This is a genomic window from Actinomadura bangladeshensis (assembly GCF_004348335.1).
Taxonomy (GTDB): domain Bacteria; phylum Actinomycetota; class Actinomycetes; order Streptosporangiales; family Streptosporangiaceae; genus Spirillospora; species Spirillospora bangladeshensis.
Genome location: NZ_SMJW01000286.1, coordinates 1 through 9,503 on the forward strand (window position 1 = coordinate 1; position 9,503 = coordinate 9,503).

Below are 9,503 nucleotides of genomic sequence, written 5' to 3' on the forward strand. Positions count from 1 at the left end.
GGGCGGAGCCCCTCACATCGGGGGTCCGGGGGTCGCCCCCCGGGTCAACACAAGGAAGGAGTGGCGGCGAAGGAGCCCTCCAGGGGCTCCGAGCACACCACTCCCAACTCCGAACGTGGGCGATACTGGGATTGAACCAGTGGCCTCTACCGTGTCAAGGTAGCGCTCTCCCACTGAGCTAATCGCCCGTTTCCGTCGCCTCCGGGGGAGGCGCGGCATTGAGGTGGAGACGGGATTTGAACCCGTGTACACGGCTTTGCAGGCCGTTGCCTCGCCTCTCGGCCACTCCACCAGAATGAGACCTTCTGGTTCATAGCCTGAAAGGCCCCTCAGAGCGGAAGACGGGATTTGAACCCGCGACCCTCACCTTGGCAAGGTGATGCTCTACCCCTGAGCCACTTCCGCGTGCGCCTTGCGGCGATGAGGAAGACTTTAGCGTGTCGGGGGCCGTTCCCCAAACCGGGTTTCGGGGAGGGGCGTGCCGGATGGTTCGAGCGGCGTCGAAGGGTCGGGCGCTTAGGGTCGTGGCATGGGCTCGGAACATGGCGTGAGCGCGGATTTCGCGCCGGTCGCGGCGCTGCTGGCGGATCGGGCGCGGGCGGCGATGCTGACGGCGCTGCTGGACGGGCGGCCGCTGGCGGCGGGGGAGTTGGCGCGGACGGCGGGGGTGAGCGCGCAGACGGCGAGCGCGCATCTGGGGCGGCTGCTGGACGGCGGCTTCGTGACGGTGGTGAAGCAGGGCCGGCACCGGTACTACCGGCTGCGGGACCGGGACGTCGCCGATCTCATCGAGTCGCTGTCGCGGATGAGCCCGCCGGTGCAGGTGCGGAGCCTGCGGCAGTCGCGGGACGCGCGGCGGCTGCACGAGGCGCGGACGTGCTACGACCATCTGGCGGGGGCGGCGGGTGTGGCGCTGTTCGCGGCGCTGGTGGACGGCGGCCTGATCGAACCGGACGGCGGGACCGCGCTCGAGGTGACGGAGAAGGGCGAGGAGCGGCTGGCCCTGCTGGGCCTGGACGTTCCGGCGCTGCGCCGGGCGCGGCGCAGGTTCGCCTGGCAGTGCCTCGACTGGACGGAGCGGCGCCCGCACCTGAACGGGGCGCTGGGAGCGGCGCTGACCGGCCGGATGATCGAGCTGGGCTGGTTCGAGCGGGGGCCGACCCGGCGGTCGCTGGTGGTGACGGAGACGGGGTTGGCCGGGCTGGCGGATTCGTTCGGCTGCGTCCTGGCCTGACCGCCGCGGCGTTTCGTCCCGCTTCGGCGGGGGCGGGCGGGCCGATGATGCGGAAGAACTCGAACAGCCCGCCCGGTGCGCCGTACTGTGGGGCATCGGGCGGGTGGCCGCGGTGCCCCCGCCGCCCCGCGAGCGGCGCGGGACCGGGTCGGTTCCGGCTCGGCGAGGGGGAAGGTGGCTTCCGGTGACGGCGCAGGCCAGGATCTGGCTGAACGGGCAACTGGTCGACCCGGAGCGGGCGACGGTGTCGGTCTTCGACCACGGCATGCTGGTCGGGGACGGGATCTTCGAGACGGTGAAGGCGACGAACGGGGTGCCGTTCGCGCTGACCCGGCATCTGCGCCGGCTGGCCCGCTCGGCGGCGGGCCTCGGCCTGCCGGAGCCCGACCACGACGTCCTCGCGCAGGGCACCCTGGAGGTGCTGGCGGCGGCGCCGAAGTGGCCGCTGGCCCGCATCCGCATCACCTACACGAGCGGGCCGGGCCCGCTGGGGTCGGCGCGCGGCGCCGAGGGGCCGACGGTGTCGATCATCGTCGGGCCGCAGGACCCGTTCCCGCCGACGGCGGACGTGACGGTCGTGCCGTGGCCGCGCAACGAGCGCGGCGCCCTGTCCGGCCTGAAGACGACGTCGTACGCGGAGAACGCCCTGGCCCTCGCCTACGCCAAGGAGCGCGGCGGCGGCGAGGCGATCTTCGCCAACACCGCGGGGAACCTGTGCGAGGGGACGGGCAGCAACATCTTCGTCGTGCTCGGCGGCCGGCTCGTCACGCCGCCGCTGTCCTCCGGCTGCCTGGCGGGGGTGACGCGGGCGCTGACGCTGGAGTGGTTCGGCGGCGAGGAGGAGGACCTCGCGCTGGACGACCTGTACCGCGCGGACGAGGCGTTCCTGACGTCCACGACGCGGGACGTCCAGCCGATCCGGGCCGTGGACGGGACGGTCCTGCCGGCCGCCCCCGGCCCCGTCACCGCGAAGGCCGTGGAGGCGTTCGCGGCCCGCTCCGCCGAACTCATGGACCCGTGATCCAGCGAGCGAGCCCGAAGCAGCCCTCTGACCCCGAACTCGCGAGGTAGCCCCGGACGTCCGGCGGGCAGGTCTCCCTAGGCGAAGGCCGGAGTGCGACGGCTCCGCCGGGCGAGGACGGGAGACGCGGATGACGGTGCACCGGGGGCGCTGGAGCCTGGAAGACCGGCTTGAACAGGGGCTTCGCGAACTCCCGTTCGACGTCCCGCCGGGCACGGCATCGGTCACGGTCGAGCTGTCCCATGAGGGCGGCGTCATCGATCTGGGCTGCCATGGCCCGGGCGGGTTCCGCGGCTGGTCCGGTGGGGCGCGCAGCCGGTACACGGTAAGCGCGGGCTGGGCGACCCCCGGGTACCTGCCAGGGGAACTGGAACCGGGCACATGGCACGTCTGGCTCGGGCTGCACCGCGTGCCGCCCGACGGCGTCCCGTATGAGGTCACGGTGACCATGTCGGCATCGACCCCACCGCGACCGGACGAGACCCCGCCTCCACGGCCGGAACGTCCTCCGCGCCGTGAGCTGCCCGCCCCGGACGGCATGCGCTGGCTCGCGGGCGATCTGCACTCCCATACCGTCCACAGCGACGGGACGCTCACCGTCCACGAGCTCGCGTGCCTGGCCGCGTCGCAAGGGCTGGACTACCTCGCGGTGACCGATCACAACACCGTCAGCCACCACGCCGAGCTGCCCGCCGCCGGGGCGCACGCCGGCGTCCTGCTGCTGCCCGGCCAGGAGGTCACCACCGACCTCGGGCACGCGAACGTGTTCGGCGGCACCGGCTGGGTCGACTTCCGGCGGCCGAGCGCCGACTGGGCCTCGTTCGCCGTCGCGCGCGGCGGGCTGATGTCGATCAACCATCCGCTGAGCGGCGACGGCGCCTGGCGCCGCCCGCTGCCGCCCGAATGGCGGCCGCGGTTCGCCGAGATCTGGCATTCGTCCTGGTGGGACCGGCGCTGGGGCGCCCCGCTGGCCTGGGCCGAGCTGTGGCGGCCCGGCGGGCTCGTCCCCCTCGGCGGCAGCGACTTCCACGACCCGGCCCAGCTCAAGACCCTCGGCGAGCCCTGCACCCGGGTGCTCGCGGAGGGTGACGACGTGCTCGGCGGCCTGGTCGCCGGGCGGACGGCCGTGTCCGCCGGTCGGGACGCGCCCGTCCTGCTGCGCGTCGAGGACGAGCTGATCGCCGTCGGCGGCGACGGGACCGTGCTCGTCGGACCGGACGGGCGGCGCACCGCCGTCCGCGGCGACCGGGTCCGGATACCGGCGGAACGTCAGGGCATGCATCGCCTGGAGAGCCACGAGAGCGAGGTGATCGCACTGTGCGGGTAGAGAACGCCGAGCGGGCGGCGGGCGCCGAGATCGTCGTCGTGCCGCACACCCACTGGGACCGCGAGTGGTACCTGCCGTTCCAGCGCTTCCGGCTGCGGCTGGTGTCGCTGCTCGACGCCGTCGTCGACCGGATGGAGGCCGATCCGCGCTGGCGCTTCACGCTGGACGGGCAGATGGCGGCGGTCGAGGACTACCTGGAGATCCGCCCCGAACGCCGCGACCGGGTGGCCGCCCTCGTCCGGGAGGGCCGGCTCGCCGTCGGGCCCTGGCAGATCCTCCACGACGAGTTCCTGTGCTCGGGGGAGAACACCGTCCGGAACCTGGAGCTCGGCATGCGGGGCGCGCGGGAGCTGGGCGCCGCGATGATGGTCGGCTACCTGCCCGACCAGTTCGGGCACTGCGCGCAGATGCCGCAGATCCTGCGGCTCGCCGGCATCGAGCACGCATGCGTGTGGCGGGGCGTCCCGGACCGGGTCCGGTCCTGCGCGTTCGCGTGGGAGGCGCCCGACGGGACGGCGATCCGCACCCGGTACCTGCCCGAGGGCGGCTACGGCAACGCCGCGTCGATGTTCGAGGAGGCCGGGGACGGCCCGTCGCCGCCGCCCGGCCGGATCGCCGGGTTCGCCGCGGCGATGGGCCGCTGGTCCCCGCACGGCGGCCCGCTGCTGGCCATGTACGGCGCCGACCACACCGCGCCGGCCGCCGACCTCGCCGACCGGATCGCCGCCGCCGGCCCCGGCATGCGGCTGGACACCCTCGCCGGCTTCTTCGCGGAGGAGGGGACCGCCCTCGACGGGCTGCCGCACGTCCGCGGCGAGCTGCGCTCGCACGCCCGCGCCAACATCCTGCCGGGCGTGATCTCCGCCCGCGTCCGCCTCAAGCAGCTGATGGGGCTCGCCGAGCGGCGCGTCGAGCGGTACGCCGAGCCGCTGACCGCGCTCTGGTACGCGGGCGACGCGCAGACGTTCCTCGACCTGGCGTGGCGGCGGCTCATCGAGGCGAGCTGCCACGACTCGGTCACCGGCTGCGGCTGCGACGAGACCGCCGAGCAGGTCGCCGCGCACATGGCCGAGGCGGACCAGCTCGGCCGCGCCGTCTGCGACCTCGTCACCGCCGAGCGGGCCGCGTCCGTCCCGCTCGGCTCGCACCTGGTGTTCAACCCGACGCCGGACCGCCGCACCGGCCTGGTCACCCTGGACATCCCGTGCGAAGGGGAGCCGGGGCTGGTGACGGGGGACGGGCGGCCGGTTCCCGTGCAGACGATCGACATCGCGCCGACGGTGCTGGACGACGCCGTCCACCCGGCCTCCGCGCTGCCGGTACTGCTGGAGCGGGTGTACGGGCGGGTGCTGTACGGGCAGGAGATCCGCGACTGGTCGGTGTCGCGGGACGAGCGGACGCTCACCTTCCACGTGACGTCCCGCGCGGACGTCCCGTTCGACATCGACGAGGTGCGGGAGGCGCTGCGCGGAGCGGAGGGGGAGTGGCGCGTCCGGATCCTGGCCGACCCGCGCCGCACGGTCGCCGCGCTCGTCGACGTCCCGCCGCTCGGCCTGACCACCGTGCGCCCGGTGCCGGCCTCGGGACCCGAGGAGGGCCCGGTGGCGCTGGAGGGGAGCGTCCTCGACAACGGGCTGCTGCGCGCCGAGGTGCACGCCGACGGCACGCTCGGGCTGCGCACCCCGTCCGGCCACGTCATCGAGGGCGTGGGGCGGATCGTGGACGGCGGCGACCTGGGCGACACCTACAACTACGCGCCGCCCGCCGACGACGAAATCGTCGGTGACCCGCTGACCGTCGAGGTCGAACGCGTGTCGGACGGCCCGCTCGTCGCCGCCTTCGACATCATCCGCACCTTCCGGTGGCCCCGCGGCGGCGACCTGGAGCGCGACGCCCGCACCGAGGCCGAGGAGGACGTGACCGTCACCGTCCGCGCCGAACTGCGCGCCGGCGAGCCGTTCCTGCGGCTGCGCGTCGCGTTCGACAACCGCTGCGACGACCACCGCGTCCGGCTGCACCTGTCCCTGCCGCGCCAGGCGGACTCGTCCTTCGCCGAGGGCCAGTTCGCGGTCACCGAGCGGGGGCTGACGGCCGAGGGCGGCTTCGGGGAGCGCCCGGTGCCGACGTATCCGGCGTCCGGGTTCGTCGCCGCGGGCGGCATCGCGGTCCTGCTGGAGCACGCGACCGAGTACGAGATCACCGGCGCCGGGCGGGAGATGGCCCTCACCCTGCTGCGCGCCGTCGGCCACCTGTCCCGGGACCGCAACGCCTACCGGGACCAGCCCGCCGGGCCGCAGCTCCCCACCCCGGGCGCGCAGTGCCGCGGCGAGCGGGCGGTCGGGATGGCCGTCCTGCCCTACGACGGCGAACGGCCCGGCGGCGACGTCCTCCAGGCGGCCGAGGCGTACCGGCACGACCTTCTCACCGCCGCCGGTTACGGGCACGCGTCCGCCGTCCCGCCGGCGCCCCGGGAGGGCATCGCCATCACCGGGGACGGCGTGGTCATGACCTCGCTGCGGGCCCGCGACGGCTGGACCGAGACCCGGATGGTCGCCCAGTGCACCGAGCCGACCACGGCCGTCCTGCGCGGGGACTTCACCGAGGCCGTCCGCGTCGACCTGCGCGGACGCCCCGGCATCCCGCTCGACGTCCACGCCGGGACGGCCGCGCTGGCGCTGCGCCCCTGGGAGATCGCGACCGTGCGGCTCAGAACCCCGTAACGGCGTCCGACGGCGCGTCGGCGGGCGGCCTCAGCGGGCGGCCTCAGCGGGCGGCCTCGGCGGTGCCGCGCTCGGCCTGCGCCCCGCCGGTCGCCCCGGACGCCCGGACCCGGCGCGGCGCCGGCTCGGCGGTCTCCGCCGGATGCGCGGCGGCCGCCGCCATCGCCGCCCCGACGATCCCCGCGTTGTTCACCAGCCGCGCCGGGACGATCTCCGCGCGCACCCCCTCGATCAGCGGCAGGAAGTGCGCGGACTTGCGGCTCACCCCGCCGCCCACGATGATCAGCGACGGGGAGATCAGCGCCTCCAGGTGCGCCATGTACTCGCCGAGCCGCCGCGCCCACCGGTGCCAGCCGAGGCCCTCCTCGGTGCGCGCCTTCGCGGACGCGCGCAGCTCGGCGTCCCGCCCGTCGATCTGGAGGTGACCGAACTCGGTGTTCGGGACGAGGACGCCGTCGGTGAACAGCGCGCTGCCGATGCCGGTGCCGAGCGTGAGCACGACGACGGTGCCGCGCCGGTCGCGTCCGGCGCCGAGCCGCATCTCCGCGACCCCGGCCGCGTCCGCGTCGTTGAGCAGCGTGATCTCCCGGCCGGTGGCGTCCGCGAACAGCTTCGCCGCGTCCACCCCGAGCCAGCGCTTGGACACGTTCGCCGCCGACATCGCCACGCCGTCGATCACCACGCCGGGGTAGGTGACGCCCACCGGGCCGTCCCAGCCGAAGTGGTCCACGATCTGGGCGATGACCTTCGCGACCGGCTTCGGCCGGGCCGGATGCGGTGTCTCGATGCGGAACCGCTCCCGCGCGAACGCGCCGTCGGACAGATCGACCGGCGCGCCCTTGATCCCCGAGCCGCCGATGTCGATCCCGAGCATCTCCCTGGCCATGCCTTCACTCTGCCCGATCTTCGCCGGGACTAAGAGTTCTCGGCGAACTGCAGGCCCACGACGCCGATGATGATCAGCGCCAGGAACCCCACGCGGGCGAGGGAGGTGCTCTCGTCGAACACGGTCATGCCGACCACGGCGACGCCGAGCGCCCCGAGGCCGGTGAAGACCGCGTAGGCGGTGCCGACCGGCAGGGTGCGCAGCGACAGCGACAGCACGACCACGCTGAGCAGCGCGACCGTGAGACCGATGGCCGTCGGCCACGGTTTCGACAGGCCGTCCGACTCCTTCAGCGCCGTCGCCCACACCAGCTCCATCAGCGACGCGATCAGCAGGAACACCCACGCCATCAGGCCGCGTACCCCCCGTCGACCGCGATCGCCGCCCCTGTGACGAAGTCGCCCCCCGGACCCGCCAGATGCGCGACCATCGCCGCGATCTCCTCGGCCCGCCCGTACCGGCCGAGCGCCGTGAAACCCCGCTCGAACTCGGCGTCCGGGGAGTCGGCCGGGTTCATCTCGGTGTCGGTCGACCCGGGCTGCACCACGTTCGCGGTGATCCCGCGCGGCCCGAGGTCGCGGGCGAGGCCCCGGGTGAGGCCGGTCAGCGCGGACTTGCTCATCGCGTACAGCGTCCACCCCGGGTACGGGACGCGCTCGGCCAGGCTGCTGCCGATGTTGACGATCCGCCCGCCGGGCCCGAGATGGCGGGCCGCGGCCTGCGCCGTCACGAACGCCGCCCGGACGTGCACGTCGATCGTCAGGTCCAGCTCCTCGGCCGAAACGTCCTCCAGCGGCCCGTTCGGCGCGATCCCGGCGTTGTTGACCAGGATGTCGAGCCGTCCGAACTCGGCGGCGACGCGGTCCACGGCCGCCGCCGCGGCGGCCGGGTCGGCCGCGTCCGCGGCGATCGCCAGCCCGCGCCGGCCCGCCGCCTCGATCTCGCGGACGACCTCGGCGGCCCGCTCCGGGGCCCGCAGGTAGGTCACCGCGACGTCCGCGCCGTCCCGTGCGAGGCGCAGTGCGATCGCGGCGCCGATGCCGCGCCCGCCGCCCGTGACCAGGGCCGTCCGTCCGTCAAGCTGTGCGCTCATCCCGTCCTCCGGGGCTAAACGGAAAAGTTTCCGATTGGCGAGCTTAACTGGAGTATTCTCCGGATACAACGACCGTTACGCTGCCGTCTGTGCCGAGAGGGGAACCGATGCGGGAACTGTGCGTCGTCGGAGGCCCGTCCCCCGAGCGCGCCGACGCCGCGCTCAACCGGCGGCGCATCGTGCGCGCCGCCGCCGAGCTGATCGCCCGGCACGGCCCCGAGGCCGTCTCCATGGACGAGGTCGCGCGGGCCGCGGGCGTCGGCGTCGGCACCGTCTACCGGCGCTTCGGCGACCGCGCCCGGCTCGTCTACGCGGTGATCGACGACCGCGAGCGCGACTTCCAGGACGCGTTCATCCACGGGCCGCCGCCGCTCGGGCCCGGCGCGCCCGCGCCCGAGCGCCTGCGCGCCTTCCTGCACGCGCTCGCCGACCGCACCGAGGCGCAGGCCGAACTGCTGGTCATGGCCGAGTCCGGGCCGCCGGACGCCCGCTTCCGGGACGGCTCCTACGCGCTCTACCACATGCACCTGGCCATGCTCCTCGGCCGGGTCCGCCCCGGCGTGGACACCGCCTACCTCGCCGACGCGCTCCTCGCGCCGCTCGCCGCGAACCTGTTCCTCCACCAGCGGCGGACGCGGGGCATGCCGCTCGACCGTGTCAAGGCCGGCCTGGACGCCCTGATCGCGGGCCTGGTCCCCGTCCCGAACCGGACTGTTCATGATCCGTCCGGCGAAAGCCTTTAACGGGACCGGGACGTACCGCCAGACTGGGGGGCGTGAACGACTTCGACCTCCTCGTGCTCGGATCCGGCCCCGGCGGGCAGCGCGCGGCCATCGCCGCCGCCAAGCTCGGCCGCAAGGTGGGCATCGTCGACCGCCGCGACATGATCGGCGGCGTCTGCATCAACACCGGGACGATCCCGTCCAAGACGATGCGCGAGGCCGTCCTGTACCTGACGGGCCTCAACCAGCGCGAGCTCTACGGGCAGAGCTACCGGGTCAAGGACGACATCACCGTCGGCGACCTCGGGATGCGCACCCAGCACGTCATCGGCAGGGAGACCGACGTCGTCCGCAGCCAGCTCGCCCGCAACCGCGTCACCGTGCTGGCGGGCACCGGGCGGTTCCTGGAGCCCAACGCGATCGGGATCACCGGCACCGGCGACCGGGAGCAGAAGGTCACCGCCGACCGCATCGTGATCGCCACCGGCACCCGCCCGGCC

General features: G+C 74.3%; 9 protein-coding genes and 3 tRNA genes. 6 read left to right on the forward strand and 6 right to left on the reverse strand.

The window, feature by feature from the left end; genetic code table 11:
- Positions 1-116: 116 nt before the first annotated feature.
- The 3 genes from E1284_RS34685 to E1284_RS34695 form a co-directional block, all read right to left on the reverse strand.
- Positions 117-188: transfer RNA gene (locus E1284_RS34685), tRNA-Val, on the reverse strand.
- Positions 189-221: 33 nt separating this feature from the next.
- Positions 222-292 (reverse strand) — tRNA-Cys (locus E1284_RS34690).
- Positions 293-333: 41 nt separating this feature from the next.
- Positions 334-405, reverse strand: a tRNA-Gly gene (locus E1284_RS34695).
- Positions 406-547: 142 nt separating this feature from the next.
- Between E1284_RS34695 and E1284_RS34700 the strand changes: the two genes are divergently transcribed.
- The 4 genes from E1284_RS34700 to E1284_RS34715 all read left to right on the forward strand — a co-directional run bounded on the left by E1284_RS34700 (position 548) and on the right by E1284_RS34715 (position 6,302).
- On the forward strand, positions 548-1,234 hold the full coding sequence (locus tag E1284_RS34700) for an ArsR/SmtB family transcription factor (protein ID WP_207924118.1): 687 nt from the start codon (positions 548-550) through the stop codon (positions 1,232-1,234).
- A 184-nt stretch (positions 1,235-1,418) separates the two neighbouring features.
- On the forward strand, positions 1,419-2,255 hold the full coding sequence (locus tag E1284_RS34705; protein WP_243714929.1) for an aminotransferase class IV: 837 nt from the start codon (positions 1,419-1,421) through the stop codon (positions 2,253-2,255).
- A 130-nt stretch (positions 2,256-2,385) separates the two neighbouring features.
- The gene (locus tag E1284_RS34710) at positions 2,386-3,582 is read left to right on the forward strand and encodes a CehA/McbA family metallohydrolase (protein WP_131944391.1); all 1,197 of its coding nucleotides are present in this window, start codon (positions 2,386-2,388) and stop codon (positions 3,580-3,582) included.
- Complete coding sequence (locus tag E1284_RS34715; protein ID WP_131944392.1) at positions 3,573-6,302, forward strand: glycoside hydrolase family 38 N-terminal domain-containing protein; 2,730 nt, start codon at positions 3,573-3,575, stop codon at positions 6,300-6,302. The genes E1284_RS34710 and E1284_RS34715 overlap by 10 nt, the downstream gene beginning before the upstream one ends.
- Positions 6,303-6,345: 43 nt before the next feature.
- Here E1284_RS34715 and ppgK read toward each other — a convergent pair whose 3' ends face one another.
- Genes ppgK through E1284_RS34730 form a run of 3 tightly spaced genes read right to left on the reverse strand, consistent with a single transcriptional unit; the run spans position 6,346 to position 8,281 of the window.
- Positions 6,346-7,188 carry a polyphosphate--glucose phosphotransferase gene (gene ppgK, locus E1284_RS34720; protein ID WP_131944393.1) on the reverse strand — a complete coding sequence of 281 codons (843 nt, stop codon included), beginning with the start codon at positions 7,186-7,188 and terminating at the stop codon, positions 6,346-6,348.
- 29 nt (positions 7,189-7,217) lie between these two features.
- Positions 7,218-7,538, reverse strand: coding sequence for a DMT family transporter (locus tag E1284_RS34725; RefSeq protein ID WP_131944394.1), 321 nt, complete (start codon positions 7,536-7,538; stop codon positions 7,218-7,220).
- A complete protein-coding gene (locus E1284_RS34730) occupies positions 7,538-8,281 on the reverse strand; it encodes an SDR family oxidoreductase (RefSeq protein WP_131944395.1) in 744 nt (247 codons plus the stop codon). Before E1284_RS34730 ends, E1284_RS34725 begins: the two co-directional genes overlap by 1 nt.
- Positions 8,282-8,370: 89 nt before the next feature.
- On the opposite strand from E1284_RS34730, the gene E1284_RS34735 reads away from it, so the two are divergent.
- Together E1284_RS34735 and E1284_RS34740 are read left to right on the forward strand one after the other, a co-directional pair.
- On the forward strand, positions 8,371-9,024 hold the full coding sequence (locus E1284_RS34735; RefSeq protein WP_243714930.1) for a TetR/AcrR family transcriptional regulator: 654 nt from the start codon (positions 8,371-8,373) through the stop codon (positions 9,022-9,024).
- Between the two features lie 32 nt (positions 9,025-9,056).
- Positions 9,057-9,503 (forward strand): FAD-dependent oxidoreductase (locus E1284_RS34740; RefSeq protein ID WP_131944396.1); only part of this gene is annotated, 447 nt, incomplete at its 3' end.

Excerpts from the sequence above, each read along its gene's own strand:
- E1284_RS34710 (WP_131944391.1), top strand. The coding sequence starts at position 2,386 with ATGACGGTGCACCGGGGGCGCTGGAGCCTGGAAGACCGGCTTGAACAG.
- ppgK (WP_131944393.1), bottom strand. The coding sequence starts at position 7,188 with ATGGCCAGGGAGATGCTCGGGATCGACATCGGCGGCTCGGGGATCAAG.
- E1284_RS34725 (WP_131944394.1), bottom strand. The coding sequence starts at position 7,538 with ATGGCGTGGGTGTTCCTGCTGATCGCGTCGCTGATGGAGCTGGTGTGG.
- E1284_RS34730 (WP_131944395.1), bottom strand. The coding sequence starts at position 8,281 with ATGAGCGCACAGCTTGACGGACGGACGGCCCTGGTCACGGGCGGCGGG.